The 20,367-nt window shown below is 70.1% G+C and carries 22 protein-coding genes and 1 pseudogene; 13 read left to right on the top strand and 10 right to left on the bottom strand.

Features of this window, described 5'->3' with window-relative positions; translation table 11 throughout:
• Positions 1-75 precede the first annotated feature (75 nt).
• Positions 76-1,128 (top strand): hypothetical protein, encoded by a 1,053-nt coding sequence (locus tag OO69_RS28125; RefSeq protein WP_234444550.1) that lies wholly within the window; start codon positions 76-78, stop codon positions 1,126-1,128.
• Here the strand turns inward: OO69_RS28125 and OO69_RS28120 are convergent.
• Positions 1,103-2,437 carry a sensor histidine kinase gene (locus tag OO69_RS28120; RefSeq protein ID WP_033283589.1) on the bottom strand — a complete coding sequence of 445 codons (1,335 nt, stop codon included), beginning with the start codon at positions 2,435-2,437 and terminating at the stop codon, positions 1,103-1,105. The genes OO69_RS28125 and OO69_RS28120 overlap by 26 nt on opposite strands.
• A 155-nt stretch (positions 2,438-2,592) precedes the next feature.
• Between OO69_RS28120 and OO69_RS28115 the strand changes: the two genes are divergently transcribed.
• The 8 genes from OO69_RS28115 (at position 2,593) to OO69_RS53570 (ending at position 9,724) form a co-directional block, all read left to right on the top strand.
• The gene (locus tag OO69_RS28115) at positions 2,593-3,240 is read left to right on the top strand and encodes a hypothetical protein (protein WP_033283588.1); all 648 of its coding nucleotides are present in this window, start codon (positions 2,593-2,595) and stop codon (positions 3,238-3,240) included.
• Positions 3,241-3,245: 5 nt separating this feature from the next.
• A complete protein-coding gene (locus OO69_RS28110) occupies positions 3,246-3,950 on the top strand; it encodes an ABC transporter ATP-binding protein (RefSeq protein ID WP_033283633.1) in 705 nt (234 codons plus the stop codon).
• Positions 3,937-4,095, top strand: a complete 159-nt coding sequence (locus tag OO69_RS52015) for a hypothetical protein (RefSeq protein WP_158713427.1) — start codon at positions 3,937-3,939, stop codon at positions 4,093-4,095. The genes OO69_RS28110 and OO69_RS52015 overlap by 14 nt, the downstream gene beginning before the upstream one ends.
• Complete coding sequence (locus tag OO69_RS28105; RefSeq protein WP_033283587.1) at positions 4,082-4,744, top strand: ABC transporter ATP-binding protein; 663 nt, start codon at positions 4,082-4,084, stop codon at positions 4,742-4,744. Before OO69_RS52015 ends, OO69_RS28105 begins: the two co-directional genes overlap by 14 nt.
• Positions 4,741-7,389 (top strand): FtsX-like permease family protein, encoded by a 2,649-nt coding sequence (locus tag OO69_RS28100; protein WP_033283586.1) that lies wholly within the window; start codon positions 4,741-4,743, stop codon positions 7,387-7,389. Before OO69_RS28105 ends, OO69_RS28100 begins: the two co-directional genes overlap by 4 nt.
• Before the next feature lie 47 nt (positions 7,390-7,436).
• Complete coding sequence (locus tag OO69_RS28095; RefSeq protein ID WP_051801246.1) at positions 7,437-8,165, top strand: response regulator transcription factor; 729 nt, start codon at positions 7,437-7,439, stop codon at positions 8,163-8,165.
• Positions 8,166-8,624: 459 nt separating this feature from the next.
• Complete coding sequence (locus tag OO69_RS28090; RefSeq protein WP_158713426.1) at positions 8,625-9,503, top strand: ABC transporter permease; 879 nt, start codon at positions 8,625-8,627, stop codon at positions 9,501-9,503.
• Between the two features lie 89 nt (positions 9,504-9,592).
• Positions 9,593-9,724 carry a hypothetical protein gene (locus OO69_RS53570; RefSeq protein ID WP_267885215.1) on the top strand — a complete coding sequence of 44 codons (132 nt, stop codon included), beginning with the start codon at positions 9,593-9,595 and terminating at the stop codon, positions 9,722-9,724.
• A gap of 120 nt (positions 9,725-9,844) precedes the next feature.
• Here the strand turns inward: OO69_RS53570 and OO69_RS28085 are convergent, their stop codons facing one another.
• From OO69_RS28085 to OO69_RS28060, 6 genes are all read right to left on the bottom strand, one after another.
• Positions 9,845-10,774 carry a M48 family metalloprotease gene (locus OO69_RS28085; protein WP_033283585.1) on the bottom strand — a complete coding sequence of 310 codons (930 nt, stop codon included), beginning with the start codon at positions 10,772-10,774 and terminating at the stop codon, positions 9,845-9,847.
• The gene (locus OO69_RS28080) at positions 10,771-11,133 is read right to left on the bottom strand and encodes a BlaI/MecI/CopY family transcriptional regulator (protein ID WP_033283584.1); all 363 of its coding nucleotides are present in this window, start codon (positions 11,131-11,133) and stop codon (positions 10,771-10,773) included. The genes OO69_RS28085 and OO69_RS28080 overlap by 4 nt, the downstream gene beginning before the upstream one ends.
• Before the next feature lie 722 nt (positions 11,134-11,855).
• Positions 11,856-12,248 carry a hypothetical protein gene (locus OO69_RS48930; protein WP_051801245.1) on the bottom strand — a complete coding sequence of 131 codons (393 nt, stop codon included), beginning with the start codon at positions 12,246-12,248 and terminating at the stop codon, positions 11,856-11,858.
• Between the two features lie 82 nt (positions 12,249-12,330).
• The gene (locus tag OO69_RS49555; protein WP_158713425.1) at positions 12,331-12,792 is read right to left on the bottom strand and encodes a hypothetical protein; all 462 of its coding nucleotides are present in this window, start codon (positions 12,790-12,792) and stop codon (positions 12,331-12,333) included.
• Between the two features lie 179 nt (positions 12,793-12,971).
• Entirely contained in the window at positions 12,972-13,343 is a 372-nt protein-coding gene (locus OO69_RS28065) for a hypothetical protein (protein WP_033283583.1), read from the bottom strand.
• A complete protein-coding gene (locus tag OO69_RS28060) occupies positions 13,340-13,597 on the bottom strand; it encodes a hypothetical protein (protein ID WP_234444549.1) in 258 nt (85 codons plus the stop codon). The genes OO69_RS28065 and OO69_RS28060 overlap by 4 nt, the downstream gene beginning before the upstream one ends.
• 208 nt (positions 13,598-13,805) lie before the next feature.
• Here OO69_RS28060 and OO69_RS28055 point away from each other — a divergent pair, with 208 nt between their 5' ends.
• The 3 genes from OO69_RS28055 to OO69_RS28045 all read left to right on the top strand — a co-directional run bounded on the left by OO69_RS28055 (position 13,806) and on the right by OO69_RS28045 (position 15,897).
• Entirely contained in the window at positions 13,806-14,402 is a 597-nt protein-coding gene (locus OO69_RS28055; RefSeq protein ID WP_033283582.1) for a hypothetical protein, read from the top strand.
• A complete protein-coding gene (locus tag OO69_RS28050) occupies positions 14,399-14,827 on the top strand; it encodes a hypothetical protein (RefSeq protein WP_051801243.1) in 429 nt (142 codons plus the stop codon). The genes OO69_RS28055 and OO69_RS28050 overlap by 4 nt, the downstream gene beginning before the upstream one ends.
• Before the next feature lie 218 nt (positions 14,828-15,045).
• The gene (locus OO69_RS28045; RefSeq protein WP_033283581.1) at positions 15,046-15,897 is read left to right on the top strand and encodes an isocitrate lyase/PEP mutase family protein; all 852 of its coding nucleotides are present in this window, start codon (positions 15,046-15,048) and stop codon (positions 15,895-15,897) included.
• A 232-nt stretch (positions 15,898-16,129) separates the two neighbouring features.
• On the opposite strand, the pseudogene OO69_RS51425 reads toward OO69_RS28045, so the two are convergent.
• Together OO69_RS51425 and OO69_RS28040 are read right to left on the bottom strand one after the other, a co-directional pair.
• A pseudogene (locus OO69_RS51425) lies at positions 16,130-16,270 on the bottom strand (IS5/IS1182 family transposase); the annotation flags it as partial.
• A 165-nt stretch (positions 16,271-16,435) separates the two neighbouring features.
• On the bottom strand, positions 16,436-16,921 hold the full coding sequence (locus OO69_RS28040) for a nuclear transport factor 2 family protein (protein ID WP_051801242.1): 486 nt from the start codon (positions 16,919-16,921) through the stop codon (positions 16,436-16,438).
• Between the two features lie 582 nt (positions 16,922-17,503).
• Here OO69_RS28040 and OO69_RS52565 point away from each other — a divergent pair.
• Positions 17,504-18,598 (top strand): serine hydrolase domain-containing protein, encoded by a 1,095-nt coding sequence (locus tag OO69_RS52565; RefSeq protein WP_199811044.1) that lies wholly within the window; start codon positions 17,504-17,506, stop codon positions 18,596-18,598.
• Between the two features lie 1,203 nt (positions 18,599-19,801).
• Here OO69_RS52565 and OO69_RS28030 read toward each other — a convergent pair.
• Entirely contained in the window at positions 19,802-20,242 is a 441-nt protein-coding gene (locus OO69_RS28030; RefSeq protein ID WP_033283580.1) for a hypothetical protein, read from the bottom strand.
• Between the last annotated feature and the right edge of the window lie 125 nt (positions 20,243-20,367).

The following is a 20,367-nucleotide window of genomic DNA, read 5'->3' as shown; positions in this document are numbered from 1 at the left end:
GGGTGGCGTTCCGAGCTGGCGAAGGCATTGCCGGCACTGACGTCGTTCGCCGCCGTGCGGCTGACCGGCGTGGTCATGGCGACCTTGTGGTCACTGCACCTCGGAAGACACCCGCGCACCGTGTTCGGCCTGGAATGGGACGGCCGCTGGTACTGGCACATCTCCCAGTACGGCTACGGCCTGATCGTCCACGGCAAAGGGGGCCACAGCGTCTACAACGACCTGGCGTTCTTCCCCCTCTTCCCGGGTCTGATCCGCGCGGTGAGCACGGTGCTCCCGATCGGCCCGGTCAACGTCGCGCTGCTCATCGCATGGAGTGCCGCTCTGGTCGCGGCCTGGGGCGTCTACGCGATCGGCGAGCTGCTGCACGGACGACGCGTCGGCATCATCCTCGTGACGCTGTGGGCGCTGCTGCCGCACGCGATCATCCTGACGATGGCGTACACGGAACCCCTGATGACCGCCTTCGCCGCGTGGTCGCTCCACGCCGTGCTGACCCGCCGCTGGCTGACCGCAGGGACACTGGCGGCGTTGGCCGGGCTGTGCCGTCCCAACGGCCTCGCCGCGGCGGCCGCCGTCGTCACCGGCGCCGTCGCTCACCTCTGGCAGCTGCGCCGCACGGATGAGCCCACCGCTCCGCGCGCCTGGGCGGCTGCCGTCATGGCTCCTCTCGGATGGCTGGGCTACCTCGGCTGGGTGGGCCTCAGGACCCACAACCCGGCCGGCTACTTCCACGTGCAGAGCCTCTGGGGTTCACGCTTCGACTTCGGCCACTACACGGCCCACATGTTCAGGCATCTGATCGTCGGGCACGACACCCTCGTCGTCTACGCGACCGCCGCGATCATCCTGGGTTCCCTGCTGCTGTTCGTCTTCTGCGCACTGAACGGGCAGCCCCTTGCACTGCTCGCGTACTGCGCCGTCCTCATCGTGATGGCCGTGGGCGGTGCCCACTTCTTCACGAGCAAGCCGAGGTTCCTGCTACCGGCCTTCCCTCTGCTGCTCCCGCTCGCCGTGCATCTGGCGCGCAGCCACCTGCGCACCATCGTCGTCCTGCTCACCGCCTCGGCCGGCGTCTCCCTCTTCTACGGCACCTACCTGCTCACCGTCTCCCATCGGGCCCTGTGACAGGAGGCCCGCCCCCGTTCTCGTCCTGACGGACCGGTACCAGCACGGTGAAGGTGGTGGGGTGCCGGCCGGTCAGGGAGAGTCTGCCGCCGAGCGTGACGGTGAGGTCCCGGGCCAGCGCGAGGCCGATGCCCTCTCCCTCTCCGTCCCCGGTGTGTCCGCGTTCGAAGGGCCGGGGCGTCCCGATGGCGCCCTCGTCGGCGACGTCGAAGGCGAGGGCGTCGCCGAGGTCCCGGACCGTGAGGCGGACGGTGCCGCGGCCGTGCACGCGCGCGTTGTCCAGCAGGATGCCCAGGATCTCGGCGACCGGGGCACCAGGGACGCGGGCGTCGTCCGGCGTGTCACCCGACGTGCACAGCAGCCGCCTGCCGTCGCGGGCGAAAAGCCCATGCCAGTGCTCCTCGGTCTCCGCCAGCAGGCGTGCGACCGTCACGGAGGGGGCCCGAGTTCCGGGCAGGCCGGGGGAACGGGACAGCCGCAGCACCTCCTCCACCGTGCCGTGCAGACGGCGGGTGGTGGCCAGCGCCTCCTCCAGCGCCGGGCGCAGCAGGGCGTCGTCGTCCTGGGCGAGGCCCCCCTCCAGGGTGAGTTGCAGCCCGGTCAGCGGGGTGCGCAGCTGATGGGAGGCGTTGTCGGTGAAGTCCCGTTCATGGCGCAGGAGTTCGGTGAGGCTGTACAGCATCTCGTTGTGGCTGCGGGCGACCTGGTCGATCTCGGCGATGCTGCTGGGCGTGGCACGTGCGCTCAGGTCGCCGGCGGTGACGGCCCGGCTGTGTCGGGAGAGGTCCTCCAACGGGGCGGCCAGCACCCGCGCCTGACGGCGGGCGACCAGGACCGCCACGGTCAGAGCGAGGGCACAGGCGCAGGCGAGGACGGCCCACACGGCGAGGACCCGGTCGCGTACGGCGTCGGTGGGCGAGGAGGCGCGCACGACGCCGATGACCTGCTCGGCGTGCGACACCGGCACGGTGACGGTGAGGTCACCGCCCGAGTGACCACGCACCACCGTCGCCCCGAAGGCCCGCCGCACCGCCGCGTCACCGGTCCCGGGACCGCTGCCCGCCCGCAGGCGCAGGTGGGTGTCGTACAGGCCGAGGCGCCCCCCGGCCGGCGGTGCGGGCAGTTCGACGGGATCGCCGGTCGTGTAGTCCGGGCTGACCCGCACGGCACCGGACAGGGCCGCGCGCTCCAGGGTGTCGCGCTGGTCGGCGTACAGGGACGACCTGATGGCCAGGGCCAGCGGCACGGCGAGGAGGACCACGGCGACCAGAGCGGCGGTGAGGGCCACACGCACGACACGCTGTCTCATGCCCTCATCCTGCGGGTCGCCGGCCTGCCCGGAGCTGGTGCGCCACGCGCTTTTGCCGTCGTCTAACCCTGGGCGTTCCGGGCGTTAACCGGCTGCCTCCTAGCGTCGGTGCCATGACCGATCGCCGGTCGCAGGCTTCCGGGAGGGCAGTGGCCATGGCTCCTGTACGCACATCCGCCGCCGTAGGACTGGCGCTGGTCACGGCGGTGATCACCGGGTGTTCGGGCTCCGGCTCGCAGTCGGGGTCCGGCTCGCAGTCGGGGTCCGCTACGTCCGCTGCCCCGGCCGGCGCGGGCAACGCCGGGGCGACCCCCGCGCCCACCGAGTCGAATCCGCCCGGCGACATCCCCGACAACCAGGTGTACGTGGCCTACCGGCCCGCCGCCGGCTTCACCGGCTTCACCGTCAAGGTGCCCGAGGGCTGGGCCCGCACCGGGCAGGGCGCCACGACCGTGTTCACGGACAAGCTGAACACCGTCCGCGTCACGACGGCCACCGCCTCCGCCGCGCCCACGGTCGGATCCGTCACCAACACCGTCGTGCCCCAACTCAAGGCGCGGGTAGCGAAGTTCGCGGCACCGAAGGCAACCGCGGTGACCCGGCACACCGGCCCTGTCGTCCGGCTGACCTACCAGGGCGACTCCGCCAAGGACCCGGTCACCGGCAAGGTGGTACGGGACGCGTTCGAGCGGTACGCCTTCTACCGGCAGGGCCACGAGGTCGACCTGACGTTGTCCGGGCCGGTCAACGCCGACAACGTCGACCCCTGGCGGATCGTCAGCGACTCCTTCGCGTGGCGGTGACCGTCATGCCCACCCCGTCGTACGACGACGCGCTCACCGCCCGCGAGCTGTACCGCTTCTACCGCGCGGGCGAGGAGGAGACCCTGGCCCTGCGCGGGGTGTCGCTGACGGTGCGGCGCGGCGAGACGGTCGCCGTCGTCGGCCCCTCCGGAGCGGGCAAGTCCACCCTGCTGGCGTGCCTGGCCGGACTCGACGAGCCTTCCGGCGGTGACGTCCATGTGGACGGTGTCCGCATCAGCCACCGGCCGGAGACCGAGCGGGCCCGGCTGCGCGCCCGCCACATCGGCGTCCTGCTCCAGAGCCGCAACCTGCTGCCGCACCTGACCGTGCGGGACAACATCCGCCTGGCCCAGCAGGCCGTACGCGGCCGTCCCGCTGTCACGGCCGAGGCACTGCTGGAGCAGGTGGGACTCGGCCGGCGAACCCGCGCCCTGCCGCGGCAGCTGTCCGGCGGTGAACTGGCGCGCGCCGGGCTGGCCGTCGCCCTCGCCAACTCCCCCGCCGCGCTGCTGGCCGACGAACCGACCGGCGAACTCGACGGCGGTACTGAGCAGTTGGTGCTGCGGATGGTACGGGAGCGGGCCGCCGACGGCTGTGCGGTGCTGATCGTCACGCACAGCTCGGAGGCGGTCCGGATCGCCGACCGGGTGATCACCCTGGAAGACGGGCAGGCCCGGGAAACTCGGGAGGCGAGCGATGTCCGGCACTGACGTACTCATCGCCTGCCAAGACGGGGAACTGGACTTCGGACGCGGCACGACGGCGACGGCGGTCATCGTCGGGACCGACCAGCTCATCGCCCCGACCGACGGGCGAACGCGGGAGACACCGGAGGTGAGCGATGTCCGGCACTGACATCCTCGCCCTCTGCGAGGACGCGGCACTGACCTTCGGACACGGCGCGACGGCGGTGGTGGCCGTGCACGGGACCGACCTGAGCGTCCGGGTCGGCGACCGGCTGGCGATCGTAGGCCCGTCCGGGTCGGGCAAGTCGTCCCTGCTTCACCTGCTGGCCGGGCTCGAACGCCCCACCAGCGGCGCCGTCTCTTGGCCCGGGCTCGGCGGGGGCGCCGACATCGGGCTGGTGTTCCAGGCCGACAGCCTCGTCCCCGCGCTGGACGTCTCGGAGAACACCGCGCTTCCTCTCGTTCTCGCCGGGCGGTCGGAGGAGTGGACGCGTCGTCCGGTCGCCGAGGCCCTCGGTCTGGTCGGGGCGGCCGACCTCGCCGACCGGCTGCCCGAGGAGATCTCCGGCGGCCAGGCCCAGCGGGTCGCCGTGGCCCGTGTTCTGGCCCAGGAACCACGGCTGGTCCTCGCCGACGAGCCCACCGGCCGCCTCGACCACGCCACCGGCGCCCGCGTCCTGGACGCCCTGCTGGCGGCGGCGGACCGCACGGGCGCCGCCCTCGTCGTCACCACCCACGACCCCGCCGTCGCCGCCCGACTCACCGTCCGGCGGGCCATGCGCGACGGACGGCTGCTCGCACCGGAGGACACGCCATGATCACCTCGTGGACAAGGAGTCTGGCCCGCCATCGAGCCGGACGGCTGCTGGCGGCCATGACCGGCATCGCGCTCGCCGTCGCCCTGGTCGCCGCCCTCGGTTCCTTCCTCACCGCATCGAAGGCGACCATGACCCAGCGCGCCGTCCGCTCCGTCGCCGTGGACTGGCAGGTCGAGGTGCAACCCGGCGCGGACCCCAACTCCGTTCTGCGGCAGGTCCGCAGCGACCCCGGCACCCGGGCCGCCCTCCCTGTCGGATACGCCCGCACCACCGGCTTCACCGCCCAGGTGCAGGGCAGCACCCAGACCACGGGCCCGGGCATCGTCCTCGGCCTGCCACCCGGCTACCGGCACCTGTTCCCCGACGCAATCCGCACCCTCTCCGGCTCACCCACCGGCGTCCTGCTCGCCCAGCAGACCGCCGCCAACCTGCACGCCGCCCCCGGCGACACCGTCACCATCCAACTGCCGGGCACCGGACCGCACCCGGTGCGCGTGGACGGCGTCGTCGACCTGCCCCAGGCCGACTCCCTGTTCCAGAAGGTCGGCGCCCCCACCCAGTCCCAGCCGACCGCACCCCCCGACAACGTCATCCTCCTGCCCGCCGCCCGGTTCACCTCCCTCACCCACGGCGCCACCACCCTCACCACCCAGATCCACGTCGCCCGCGACGCCGGCCTGCCCGCCGACCCCGCCGCCGCCTTCAGCACCGTCACCGGCGCCGCCCACCACCTCGAAGCCAAGACCGCGGGCGGCGCCCTCGTCGGCGACAACCTCGGCGCCGCCCTCGACTCCGCCCGCCAGGACGCCCTCTACGCCCAGATCCTCTTCCTCTTCCTCGGCGTACCCGGCGCCGTCCTGGCCGCCGCACTGACCGCCGCGGTCACCTCGGCAGGCGGCCAACGCCGCCGCCAGGAACAGGGGTTGCTGCGGCTGCGCGGCCTGCGCCCCCGTCAGATCACCACGCTCGCGGGCCTCGAAGCCGCACTCGTGGGCGGCGTGGGCGGAGCCGCCGGTCTGGGCATCGCCGCACTGACCGGACGCCTCGCCTTCGGCGCCGCCTCCTTCGGCGCGAGCGCGGCCAGTTGGGTCATCTGGTACGGCATCGCCTTCGTCCTCGGCGCCGCCGTGGCCGCCTGCGCCGTCCTCGTCCCCGCCTTGCGCGACCTGCGCTCGGTGACCGTCACCGACACCCGCAAGGAGAACGCCGTCCGCGCCACCCGCTCCCCCTGGTGGATGCGCTACGGCCTCGACTTCGCGCTCCTCATCGGCTCCTGGCTCGTCTTCCGCGCCTCCTCCGGCAACCAGTACGCCCTCGTCCTGGCCCCCGAGGGCGTGCCCACCCTCTCCGTCTCCTACTGGGCCTTCCTCGGCCCGGCCCAGCTGTGGATCGGCGCCGCCCTGCTGCTGTGGCGCCTGACCCTGCTCGCCCTCACCCACGGCCGCCCGGCCCTGGCACGCCTCGCGCGCCCGCTGACCGCCACCCTCGCCGGCACCACGGCCGCCGTACTGTCCCGGCGCCGCCGCCCGCTGGCCCGCTCCGTGGTGCTGCTCGCCCTGGCGGTGTCCTTCGCCCTCTCCACCGCCGTCTTCAACGCCACTTACCACCAGCAGGCCGAGGCCGACGCCCGGCTCACCAACGGCGCCGACGTCACGGTCACCGAACCGCCCGGCGCCCGTGTCCCGCCCGGCGCCGCGAGCACGCTGAAGGTCTCCGGCGTACGACACGTCGAGCCCGTCCAGCACCGCTTCGCCTACGTCGGCTCCGACCTCCAGGACCTCTACGGCGTCCGCCCCGACACCATCGCCGGTGCCACCTCGCTCCAGGACGCCTACTTCTCCGGCGGCACCGCCCACCAACTCATGCGGCGTCTCGCCGGGCGCCCCGACAACCTCCTGGTCAGCGTGGAGACCGTCCACGACTTCCAGCTCTCCCCCGGCGACACCGTCAACCTCCGCATCCAGGACGCCCACACCAAGACGCTGCGCACCGTCCCCTTCCACTACGCGGGAATCGTCAAGGAGTTCCCCACCGCCCCCAAGGACAGCTTCTTCGTCGCCAACGCCGCCTACGTGGCCAAGGCAACCGGCAGCGACGCGGTCGGCGCGTTCCTGCTCGACACCGGCGGCAGCCACCAGCAGCAGATCGCCGCCCACCTGCGGACACAGCTCGGCACCAGCGCCACCGTCACCGACCTCACCCAGACCCGCGGCACCGTCGGCACCAGCCTCACCTCCGTCGACCTGGCCGGCCTGACCCGCATCGAACTCGCCTTCGCCGTCCTCCTGTCGGCGGGAGCGGGCGGACTCGTCCTCGCCCTCGGCCTGGCCGAACGCCGCCGCACCTTCGCCATCGCCACCGTGCTCGGCGCGAAACCCCGCCAACTGCGCGGCATGGTCCTCACCGAGGCCCTGCTGCTGACCTCCGGCGGACTGGCGGGCGGCGCGCTCATCGGCTGGACGCTGTCGGAGATGCTGGTGAAGGTCCTCACAGGCGTCTTCGACCCACCCCCGGCCAGCCTCTCCGTGCCCTCCGGCTACCTGCTCCTGACCGCGGGCGCCGCAGTGGCCGCCGTACTGGCCGCCGCCCTCAACGGCATCCGCAGCGCCGGACGCCCAGCCGTCGAGGAACTGCGCGACCTGTGACCGCGCCCTACCGGACCGGCGAGCCGCCCGCTTCTAGGCTGTCGCCCATGCGCATGCCCGCCACCGCCGACCACGGCCGACCGCGCGTCCTGGTCGTCGAGGACGACGACACCATCGGCCGCCACCTCCACACCGGCCTGCGCGGCAACGGCTACGCACCCACCTGGAACCGCACCGGCTCCGGCGCCCTGGCCGAGGCCGCGCGGTCCTCGTACGACGTCCTGCTCCTCGACCTGGGCCTGCCCGACATGGACGGCCTCGACATCGCCCGCGACCTACGCGCCCGCCGCCCCGACCTGCTGATCATCGTCCTCACCGCGCGCACCGACGACATCGACGTCATCGCCGGGCTGGACGCCGGAGCCGACGACTACCTCGTCAAACCCTTCAGCCTCTCCGTGCTGCTCGCCCGCCTCCGCGCCCACCTGCGCCGCCGCGCCGTCGCCTCGCCTCCACCGGAACCCGTCCGTCTGGCCGACCTCGTCCTCGACGTCTCCGCCCGCCGCTGCACCCTCCACGACGAGGAAGTCCCGCTCCGCCCCAAGGAGTTCGACCTGCTCGCCGTCCTCTCCCAGCACCCGGGCGAGGCCGTCTCCCGGGAGACCCTGATGGCCGAGGTCTGGGACGAGAACTGGTTCGGCTCCACCAAGACCCTCGACGTCACCATGGCCGGCCTGCGCCGCCACCTCACCGAGGCCGCCGATGCCTCGGCCAACTCCAGCAGCCTGCCCCGCATCACCACCCTGCGAGGGCACGGCTACCGCCTGGAGCTCTGACGGGCCCCGGTCGAGCGACGACCGGCGGGTCCCCGTCAACTGCGCGCGAAGGGCGGCTGATTGGCCGACCGCGGCGGCCCGCTCGGTGCTAAGCCGGGGCGGCAGAACTCCGGATCGGTCGCCGTCATGGGCGACGGTGTCGCGCATCTCCCTGGCGATACGGGCAAGTTCGGCCGCTACGGACCTACCCCTTTCGACTGCGAGTCAGGCCCGGCTTCGTTAAGCGTCTACAGATCTGTAGACTACGTGTGGCCGTACTGCTGTTCGTGGGCACCGTTGCTTGCGTGACGACGGTCATGCCGCTTTCAAGGCGCAGACAGGAGGACGCGGGGTCAGGGACGCTTCCGGACCGCACCACACCTCAGAACGAGGGCCGGAGCATCACCTTCTGAGCAGCTCTCCCGTGCAGCCGACTCAGCCCGAGCACGGTCGCAGCCAGGGCCCGACCCTTCCACGGTGATGCCATTGCTGACAGCCTCGGCCGCTCTGCTCCCGGTCAACGCGACTCTCGCCTGGGTCCTGGCCGTCCTTCTCGCCGCCGCCGTCGCCGTGGCCGCCCTCGCCAAGCTGACGCCCGATCAGGGCACCAGCCGGGCCAGGGAGATAGTGACCGCCGGCCTGCGCGCGGCCGTCCAGCTCGTGCTGGTCTCCGTGGTCATCGGCTGGGTCGCCCACTCCCCCACCGGGCTGCCCGTGTTCCTGGCGTTGATGTTCACGGTCGCCGTGCGTACGGCCGGCCGCCGCATCACCTCCGACAGCACATGGTGGTGGACGGCCGTGCCGATCGCGGCCGGAGTGGTCCCCGCTGTCTCACTGCTGCTGTCCACCGGCCTCGTGCCGCTGACCGGTATCACGATGATCCCGGTCACCGGCATCCTGATCGGCGGCGCGATGACGGCCACGGTCCTGGCCGGACGGCAGAGCCTGGCAGTGCTGCGGCTGCGTCACGGCGAGGTCGAAGCCGCGCTCGCACTGGGCATGATCGATCGCGACGCCCGGGTGGAGATCGCCCGTTCGGCCGCTTCAGAGGCGCTCGTGCCAGGACTCGACCAGACCCGAACGGTCGGGCTGGTCACACTGCCCGGCGCGTTCGTCGGCATGCTGCTCGGCGGAGCCGACCCCGTCACCGCAGGCGCGGTGCAGTTGTTCGTTCTCGTCGCTCTGATGGCCGTTCAGGCGGTCGCCGTCGCCACCACCTTGGAGCTGATCGCACGCGCCCGCATCACCGATCTGCCCCGCCAAGGGAAAGCACCCGACCCACGTCCCTCGCGGATCCCGTGGCTCACTCCTCGGCGGCGGACCGGACCCGAGCAGCCTGGCCGGACGCAAGCGCCATGAGAAGCGCCGCTCCCGGCGCAGGGGGCGCCTGGCCCAGTCGGCCGCGCCACGCGCACACCGGCAGAATGCAATCGCACTTGGAGAACGGCGTGTACGGAGCAGGAGAGGCCGGCGCCGAGACGGACCCAGCGGTCATGGCAGTCAGGGTCGTAGCGTGGCTGAGCACCCGCGACCAGGTCGAACTCGGCCTGGTCACCAGCCTCACGGCAACACCCGCGTGAACAGCGGCGGGCCGGTGAACACCGACGACCTGGCCGCCGTATCGGGAGAAGCTCCAGTCCCACAGCGTGAAATGCGCAGCACGAAAAGGAGCGCGCCGGTCGGTCGCCGGGCCGGACCGGTCATGGGCCCTCCTCGCCCTGGGCTATCTCCACCTGGTGATGAAAGGCGACTACGCCGGTTGTTCCGGCAGCGACGGACAGGACCGTGCAGGCCACGAGGAGGAACGCGGTCCAGCGTGTGGGGCGCGAGCGCCCCTCGGAGGATTCGAGGAGTGCGGTGACGCGTTGCGGAACCGGGCCGGTCGTCGCCGCAGGCGCGAAGTCCGGGCGGGCGGACTGCGCGGCGTGGCTGGCCAGAGCGGCGCGGGCGATGGCCGTGGCGATCAGGCGCCGGTCGCCGATGGCGCCGGCCGCGGCCTCGTCGGCGTCCCGCTCGGCGGCGAGCCGAATGGTGTCGCGGACGGCGCGCAGCGCGGGGTGACAGTGGGCGGAGAGTTCGGCGGCGGCCAGGAAGTAGTGGTGGCCGGCCCGGTTGTGGGCGCGTTCATGGGCGAAGAGGGCTTCGCGCTCGGCGGGTCCCAGGCTGCGCAGCATCGCGGTGGTGACGACGATCCGGTGGGGTCGCCCGGGCAACGCGTACGCGTCCGGATGTGGCGAATCGACGACGCACAGGTCGCCGGCGGCAGGGCGGCGGTCGGCCTGCGTTCGAGCGGTACGGAAGGCACGAGTCTGAAGGAAGGCCGAGCGCACAAGGGTCCATGCGCCGAGGGTGAGCACCCCGGTGGCCGCCGCGGCGGCGGGAAGGACGAGGTAGTCCGAGGGGGTGCGCAGGGGGTGAACGAGTTCACCGAGGGCGGCGAAAGCGGGGAACTTAAGCAGTCCCGTCAGAACCAGGGCCCCGAGAGCGGCGACGCAGGTTGCCGCCAGCGCCAAGGCCGAGGCGGTGAGGACCCACAGCGCGGTGGCGGGGGCCAGACGGTCGAAGGTTCGGCGGGCCAGTATCGGCGCGAGGAAGGGCAGCACCAACGGTACGAGCAGCAGAGCCGTCATCGCTCGTCACCCTCCAGAAGCCGGCGCAGGAACTCCTCGTCGCCGGGGTTGAGCTGGGCGACGAATCGGGCCAGGACCGTCTCCCGGTCGGCGTCCCGGTCGAGAACGGTGTGCATGCGCCGCGCGGTCAGACCGGGAGCGTCCTGCACGGGAGAGTAGGCGTATCCCCGGCCCTGCCGTTCACGGCTGACGACGCCTTTCTCATGCAGCCGGGTCAATATCGTCGTCACCGTCGTGCGGGCCAGTCCGAAGCCGAGCCCGGTCTGCACCCGCCCCGGCGTGAGCGGGGCACCGGCGGTCAACAGCACAGCCATGACGGCGGCTTCGAGCTCACCGGCCGGCCGCCTCTCGTCGGTCATGGGGACCAACCTCACCTCCGTCAACGTCTGCCGTTCAGCAGACCGTCTACAAAATTGTAGTCGTTACCTGGCGCCACCTATGGATGGGACGCGTGTCGGGCGGTGCGGGCCATCCCGCCCCGCCATCCTCGACGCATCCGGGCACAGCCCGTTGCTGGAGCAAGGAAGGCACACGCAGTCGCCGGTTGCGGCGGATCCGCGAGATCCCACCGTCACCATGGCCACCGGTTCAAGGATCGCGACGCACTCGACGTGGCGAGTCATCGAAGAGGTCAGAATGATGGCGGTTCACAAACCCGCGCCGCGACGGCGCGGGCGGCCGCAGCGCAAGGGGATCGGTCGATAGACGGCGGGCAGCGCAGCTCTCACGATGACCATCACCCTCCTGAGCATGACGAGTTCGGTGGCGGCCCCGCCCCTGGGAACTGCGGAGGCTCCGAAGAAGGCGACGGCGACGCAGGCGGCCGACATACCCTCGGCCCATGTCGCGGCCAAGTTTGTAGAAACTCATCGTCCATGTCTTACGGCGCGCTTGTGACCTGCGACTTCGCACGGTGTCTCACTGAGTGTCAACAGAGAGCCGTCCCATCGCGATGTCAATTCCTCGGGGATCCACCATCTCGAAAGTCAGCCGCGACCGACAGGGGGTGCGCCTCGCTCATCAGGCATTGTCTGTCAGTTTCCCTTCACTCGTCGCTGTTGCATTTGAGTTGTGCGTCGATCTATGTGGCGGTTCTGGCACCGTTGCGGGTCCAGTACTGCCCATCGGGTATATGTGCCGCCTTGGCCTTGGGGACGTTGAACACATTTCCGGTGCCTTCTTCGACCCCGGCGAAGATGACGGAGACGTCGAGGTTCGCCGGCAAGTTCGTCGGCTGGGTTCTTGGACTCGCCTTGTGGAAATCGTCTGGCTTCCACAAAGTGACCGAACCTCGTTTCCCCGCAGGGGTCTTCGGGCCGCTTGCCCGCCACAGCAGTTTCGCGGAATCGCTGTTGTACACCTCGACTGTTCCCACCGTGTCCGTTTGGCAGGTAGGCATCTTGACCGAGATGCGGGAGTCGTCGATCCGGATCCCGGCCAGGATGGTCGTGGTCGGGTCGGACCGTACACCCATGTGCCCACGGCCGCGAGGACAGCGAGTACGAGTACCGAGCCCCCCACCGCGAAGGGCCACACGGGTACTCTCCGGAGTTGGCTCAGCATGGCTGGCCGCCGTCCGTCCAGTTCGCGCGAGGCTCCCACTTGTTGTGGCATGGGTTGCCGCCAGCTCTGAGGTACATGTAGGCGAAGCGCCATCCGTACTTCATCCATTGCCTTTTGTGGGGGTTTTCGTGCCGGATCCGGACTCTGGAGGTGAAGGTGCTGTTGTTCCAGGTGAAGTACGTCGTACCGAGCGTGGCTCCGCCGCGGGCGTGGAGACCGTAGCCGCCGGTGCATACGCGCATACCGTAGCGGTACCGGCAGCGGGACCCGGCGTACGCGAAGCCGACGCCGACGATGCAGGTCTGCTGGCGGTTGTTCCACCGGTTGGCGGCACGGTAGAGGCGCTTTCCGGCCATGTCTGCGGTCGCGGATCGGATCGCCCAGGCCGTCGGCGACGCCCGGGCCCGGGCGGCTCGTCTGCTGGCCGAGACCGAGGCCACCGGCCAGTCCTGCACGCTCACCCCCGCTGAACTCGGCCTGGGCCAACCGCACTTCCCCGAGCCGTCCGTCGTCGGCGCCCACCGGCGAGCCCGGTTCGGCGATGCAGCTGCTGCGGCAATGGTGCGAAGCCGGAATCGTCCCTACCGCCGTACGGACCGGCAAAGTCGGAGGCGGCCACCGGCCCGTCCGGATCTCAGGGTTTCCAGGTACGCAGGAAGGAGGCGATCCGGTCGGCGGTACAGCGCGGGTTGTTCAACTCATGGGCGAGCGCGGTGAGTTGCTCGCGGGTGGGGTTGACGGGGATGTTGCTGGCTTCGAGGTACATGACGGCGACGGCGCAGGCGACTGTCAGGTTGGAGCGCTCCAGCCAGCGGCAGCGGCCCAGGGTGTGTACCAGGGCGGCGGCGCGGGCGTAAGGGCCGTCGTAGACGGGGGTGTCGAGGAGTTCCCCGTGGTGGCGGGCAACGGCGGCGATGGGCACGCCGTAGTCGTCAGGGGCAGGGTCACGGTGCCCGGTCCGTTCCGCCACTTCGAGGATCCAGGATTCGTCGACGTGCAGGATCACGCGGCAGCGCCCGACTGCGGATCGGCGTACGGCGCGTCGAACTGCTCTTCCAGATCATCGAGGAAGCCACCGTGCTCATCAATGAGCCGTTGGGCAGCCGTCATACCGGCAGCGCGGGCGCCGGTAGTGTCCTCGACGATGAGCCGCTCCACGTACTTGTTGAAGTCCAGGCGGCGGGCGCGCGCGGCTGCCTTGCCGGCCTCCAGCACGTTCCCATCCAGCCTGACCTGCGTCTGCTTCTTCTCGGAAGTCACACGCGAATGGTAGCAGGGTGGTAGCAGCAGGTGCTGGCGCCACACCTCGAAACCGGGATCCACAGCACGGCTTACTTCTCTTGAGGAATGCCCTCCTCGCGGGAGCGGCCCCGCCGAGCGTCAGCGGGGGCAGCGGAGGGTGCGCCCGGGGCAGTGGCGTTGACGGGCCTGCTGCTTTCCTACACCGGCTATATCGAGGAGTACATCGATGGCTGACGCTCTGTGGCTGCTGGCTGTACTGGGCCTGCTGGGCGGCTTCGACGCCGTCTGCTTTCACGAGATCCGCGGCCGACCGCCGACGCACCTGCCCGGCCTGCAACCGGAACTGAAACTGCACGCGGGACGCAGCTTCATCTACGTCGCGGTGTTCGGCACCCTGCCGTGGATCGCGTGGCGGGACGCATGGGCGATCGTCCTCGCCGCGCTGCTCCTCTGCGAGATCTCGATCGCCCTGGCCGACTTCATCATCAAGGACCAGGTGCGCAAACCGATGGGCGGACTACTGCCCGGCGAGCGCGTCACCCACACGATCATGGCGATCGTCTACGGAACGATGCTGGCCCATCTCATCCCGGTGATCCTGCACTGGCGGCACCTGCCCAGCAGGCTGGCCATCGACTTGGCCCCGGTGCCGTTGTGGTTGCGACTGGGCCTGTCGGCACTCGCTGTGGGTACCTTCGCCTCCGTGACACGCGACGCGTACGCCATCATCGGATTTCCGCGCCCGCTGGCGCGCTGGCCGTGGCAGGCGCCCGGGGTCGGCGCACGCCGGCCCGGGCCGCCGCAGAGCGGGGCCGCCGAGTGAAGTCCGTACGGCTGCACCGGACGACCTTCGTCGCGGCGGGGATATACAACATCGCATGGGGCTGCTACGCCGTGTACAACCCTCAGTGGTTTTTCCACCTGACCGGCATGGCCGCATCGAACACCCCGCAGATCTTCGCGACGCTGGGCATGGTCCTGGGACTGTACGGAATCCTGTATCTGGAGGTGGCCCGCGTTCCGGCCCGCGGCTGGCTCATCGCGGCGGTCGGGATGACCGGCAAGATCCTCGGCCCCGTCGGCCTGCTCTGGCTGATCGTCACGGGAAAGTGGCCGGTGGACTCGGTCGTCCTCGTATCGACCAACGACCTGATCTGGTGGATACCCTTCGGCCTCTACCTCAAAGACGCCTGGCCGTGGTTCCTCCGCGATCTCCAGACACCTGAGCGGGATTCCCCAGCAGCGTGACCCGCGTGGGCGGGATCGAACGTACGGGAAGGGGATCATTCTGGTAACGGGCTCGGTCGCTGCGGACGTATCGCGGGCCGCGGCCTGGGCCCGTCGACGACGGCGGTCCAGGCACCTACCGAAATCCTCGGAAGAGACACCCGCGTAACTCCCAAAAGATATCGATCGTTATCCGAGCGCACACCACCAACCTGGCCAGAAACAAGGGGACTTGTTCAATGCCGCACGGCAGCGCACTGCGCAGCGCGATCGCCACCGCCCGCACCACACCTTTGATCGGCGTGTACGACATGTACTCGGCATCGATCGCGGCCCAGCACTATGCCGGCTTTTTCGTCTCGGGATTCGGGTTCGCGGCGTCCCACTACGGTCTGCCGGACATCGGCTTCATCGCATGGCCGGACATCGTGGCCTTCACGGAACGGCTCCGCTGGGCCTTCCCCCGACACCACCTGCTGGTGGACATCGACGACGGCTACGGCGACCCGGAGGTGGCCTGTCACGTCGTACGACGTCTGGAACAGGCCGGTGCCTCGGGGGTGATCCTGGAGGACCAGAAGCGCCCCCGCCGGTGCGGCCACGTGGCGGGAAAGCAGCTCCTGCCGCTCGACGAGTACGTCGACAAACTCGAACGGGTGCTGGACTCGAGGACCGAGCTGACAGTGGTCGCACGGACCGACGCCACCGACGACGCCGAGATCCTCACGCGCGCCAAAGCACTCGCCGCCACCGACGCCGATGTCGTGCTGGTGGACGGCGTGCGTGACATCGAGGCGATCCGCCGGATCCGCGACACCATCGGCGACAAGCCCCTGCTGTTCAACCAGATCGCCGGCGGCCGCTCCCCCAGGTTGTCACTGAGCGAGTTGGCGGAACTCGGTGTGGACGTGGCGATCTACAGCACCCCCTGTCTCTTCGCCGCGCACGAGGCGATGGACAAGGCTCTGACCGACCTCAAGGCGACGGACGGACGGCTCCCGGCCGGAGGGGACGACGCGGTCGGCGTCCCCCAGTCCGTCGAACTGCTCACCCGAAACCTCCGGGGGACGCTGGGCACCCACCACGGCTGACATCACGGAGGCTCGGAGACGGGCCGGTGGTGATCCGGCTCGGCAACGCGACACGAGGTCGCGGTCATACCGATTCCCGGGAGGGAGAACCGAGGCTGCCGGCGCCGCATCGGCCACGTCGCCGGGGTGTTGGGCTCGTTCAGGGGGCGGGGGCTGTGTTCATGCGGTGGTGGTAGTGGCCGAGGACGCGTCCGCCCGGTCTCGGCTCGCCGATGTGCAGCGCGCAGCAGCGCTGCACCAGGCGGTCAAAGACGACCTCGTCCGCAATCCGTGGGTGGTGACAGCCAGCGGATGGCGGTCCTCGCGGTCAGGAAGAAGCGCCAGGAACTGGTCGCGAACCGGCTTTGAGCAGGCATGCTGGAACAGCAGGCACGGACACCCCGAAAGATCATGAAACGTAAGAACTCCGTGATCGGGAACCGTGCCTGCACCGCGTCACCCGTGTGCTGGCGGACGCCCCGACATGGAGGTTCAGGGGCGCCCGGCATGGGAGCGCGTCAGCTACGTGCTCGACCGGCATGCCGCCGGCAGACGGCTTCTACGTGTGGGGCTCATCAAGACCGACGACGTGACTCGGTCCGTCACTTGGCGGCAGGGGTGCAAGATCGAAGGGATGTGTCACCCGGCGCCGTGCGATGCGCCAAATCCCTTCCTCGCGGCGGTATTCGTCTTCGTAGGTGCCTCCTCCAAGACTCCACCGGTGGTCGGGAAGCTGGGCCATGACCACGACATCCGATCGCCCCGTCGCGCTGTCACCGTCGATGTCCACTGTGTGGTTGGCGGTGGCATGTTGCATGACCGGGAAGGTCCGCCACTGCTGCTCCACGGCGGCGCAGATAGCGTCGAATCCGATGAATATCCGGTCAGGGCCGGTTTCCCACACAGCGTCCGGTGCCCAGATCGCCTCCCAGCGGACACGGTCTCGATGATCGGCACCCACGCAGTAGTCGTGGGCCAGGCGGCGCAGTGCGAACTCGGCCTCGACCCGATCGAGGCGAGCCGTGAAATTGCCCAGCATCGTCATGCCGGGCAGGCTACTGAGAATCGATGGCCCGCGAGACTACAGCCAATCACTGCGACGCAGACTCCGGCGAACTCCGACACAGCACCGAACGACGGAAAGCCCAGATCGAGTTCTTCATCGCCCTGGCCTGGGTATTCGTCACCGTCCGCTACCTGTGCCACCCGGCCCGAACCCTCTACCGACGGGGCACACGACCCCGCACCCCGGCATCTGACAGATACTCATCTCTTTCACCCCGCCTTCGGCTATCCTCCGAGGGATTCGCCAGGGCTGTGCAACGCCCGCCGCAGCCGGCTTCGCCCCAGGGCCGGGCGGCAACTCGCCGGGCGGAGTCCCGTGTTCTCCTCGCTGTCCCCCGAAGTGCCCGACGGCCTTCCCGGATTCTCGAAGGAGCATGAAGTGCGTGTGAAGGTGCGTGTTCGACAGCGCCCGCAACTGACGGGGTTTCGCGCAGTAGCAACAGTCGCGGTGTCCGCGGCCCTCCTCTTGCCCCTCGCTGCGACCCCGTCGAGTGCCAACACGGTCCGCGAGAGTGCGGCCGTCGGCCAGCGGACGCTCTCGGCGGTCCGGCAGGACAGCACTGTGGAGACTCGCGCTCATCTGCGGGAGTTGGCGCGGAAGCTGGTGGAAGAAGGAGTGCCCGGGGTGACCGTGCGGGTGGACGACGGTCACGGCAGGCCCATCAAGATCTCCGAGCAGGCCGCCTGGACGAAGAAGGACCATCGGCTCACGGCGGACGACGAGGTGCGAGAAGCGTCCAACACCAAGACCGTGATGGCCACCCTCCTCCTGCAACTGGTCGCTGAGCACAGACTCGCCCTCACCGACCCGGTCGACAAGTGGCTGCCCGGCCAGGTGCGCAACGGCAGAGCGATCACCCTGCGCATGCTGCTCAACCACACCAGTGGGCTGTTCGACTACACCGACGACCCTGCCCTCGCACCGGCCCTCACCGGGCGGGACTCCCACGTATGGACGTCGACGGAAATCCTGAGCCTGGTGAGCAGACACCCGGCGCTGTTCGAGCCCGGCACCGCATGGTCGTACAGCAACACCAACTACATCGCGATCGGCGCTGTCCTGGAGAAGGCCACCGGCAAGAACCTGGCGGCACTGGTCCGCGACCGGATCACCGGACCCCTGGGGCTCCGGCACACCTTCTACGCCACCGGCTCCGCCTGGCACGACCGGCACGCTCACGGCTACGAACCCGACGCCGCCCACATGCCACCGGACGTCCCCGACGAGTTCAGGAACTACGCCGGACCGCAGCATGACGACCACGTGGACGTCACCGGCGACTACGTCACGGCCGACGGAGCGGATGCCGCGATCGTGTCCACCGCCGGTGACTGGTCCCGTTTCTACGGCGCGCTGATGTCCGGCCGCCTGCTGCCCGCCGCCCAACTGACAGAGATGCGCACCACCGTGCCGGAGAACGGGCCGGGAGACCCGGACGAACTCGGCTACGGGCTGGGCATCGAAACGGCGAAGACCGACTGCGGCACGGTCTGGGACCACGTCGGCATCGTCCCGGGCTACGCGACCTACAACGTCACCGACTCCACCGGCCAACGAACCGCCGCCTTCTTCTTCGCCACGTCCACTCTCACCAAACAGGCGCACCAGACCGGCGCGGCCGTGATGGACGCGGTCAACTGCGCCATCTTCGACTGACCAGCGCGTTTCCGTGGGAGCCGCTCCGAATCACGATGTGAAAGGCTTGACTGAGCGGTTTCAACTTGAGTGATCGGGCGGCGAGTTGGCGTGCGGGTGGTGTCCGTGAACAGGCGAAGCTCCTGGTAGACGGGTTGTCGACCAAGGTCAACCTGTCCGCCTGGATGTGGTCACCAGCGGCGGACGGATCGTACTGTCGTCTGCGGACCTGCGCGGTCTGGGACCCAGGCGTTCGAGGCTCTGTGCGTGATCGACCGTGAGCAAGGCTGCGCCGATGCCCTCGTCGCCGAGGGCATCGGACTGTTGTCGCTGCTGACGGCCGGAGATTTGCCGGCTGCTGCAACCTGACCGGCGGGTGGTCAGTCCGGAGCGTGGGTTTCGGTGATGGCGAGGCCGGCTGCTGCTCGATCCGAGACAGGGGCGCTGCGGCATCGTGGGAGTCGCGCGCCGCCTTCCAGGATCCGACAGCGGCAACAGCAGCGACCATCGCCACGGCCAGAGCCAAGGCCGCGATCGTGTCGGTGGTGGTCATCAAGCAGGACGGTATCCGTACCCCGACCATGCAGCTGGCTGCTCGCGGCGCCAGCCGCACGCCGGGCCCTGTTGTCGGCGTACACCCGTATCTGGCCAGGACCCCTTCGACGTGTACGCCGACACCTGTGGCCATTGCCGTCGCCGGCAACGAAGAAGTGCCGCCGTGCACCCCGAAGAAGGCAGGCGCACTCCGTGGACATGAGCGGAAACAGACCCGCAGGTCCGCCTCCGGGACCGACGTCGGACCACACGCCGTCCCCTGCCGTCCGTGCCTCATCCCTCCGCGGATGGATCAGTCACACCGCGGTCGCTCTCGGTGGACTGCTGATGGGAGTCCTGATCGGCATCGTCGGATCTGGAGGGGGCAAGGACTCTCCTTCCGCAACGGTGACCGTGACGGCCACCGCGACGGGCGCAGCCGTACAGGCGGGTTCCGCTTCCCCCAGCGCCACTGCCGGGCCGCAGCAGGAGGCCACGCCCAAGGGAGGGATTCCCGGCGATGGAACCTTCCTAGTGGGCAAAGACATCCGGGCCGGCACCTACCGCAGCGAGGGCAAGAACACTACGGCTGCTACTGGGCACGCTTGAGTGACACGACCGGCGAGGGCAGCGCCATCATCGCCAACGGCAACGCCCAGGGCCCAGCCATCGTCAAGATCGCCGCCTCGGTCAGCGGCGGCCGGTGGCCAAGATGACGAGGAACTGGCCGCCGCCCGCCTCGATGTCGGCGGTCACCGGCAGCCCCGGTACAAGTCGGGAGAACCGGTCCACGAGCCAATCCGCCGCCTCTTGGGCGTCCCGCCTGGTCGGGCAACGGCCGACCATCTCGCGGCCCCCCTTACGCTCCAGCCTCCCCGCAACGGTGATCAGCGGCGCGGGTTCGACCACGTACAGGCGGTCCGGCCAGGCGATGACCACCTTGACCGCGCCCTTACGGGTGTTGCACCCACGGTGCGCGAGCCGCTCGGCGACCTTGGCCTTCCGGTCGGCGGTCCGGCTGTCGACGCTGGGCCCCCGCGGGTCGTTCACCGACTCGTCAGGGTCGACCGCTTCGTCACACACCCAGCAGCGCCAGCCGTCACGCTCGGCCACATCATCAAGGAGACTCACCCGAGCAAACTAGCCTGCCCGGTCACCACCTCGCACACCAGGTGCTCAAGGAACAGGGCAACCTGCCGGCACCCGGCACCGGTACCACGCCCAGATCTCTCGGCTGCCCACTCCACGGCCCGGCC

Source organism: Streptomyces sp. NRRL F-525, from assembly GCF_000716605.1.
GTDB lineage: Bacteria > Actinomycetota > Actinomycetes > Streptomycetales > Streptomycetaceae > Streptomyces.
The sequence above is the reverse complement of the archived record's forward strand: the minus strand, read 5'-3'. Positions and strand labels throughout refer to the sequence as shown.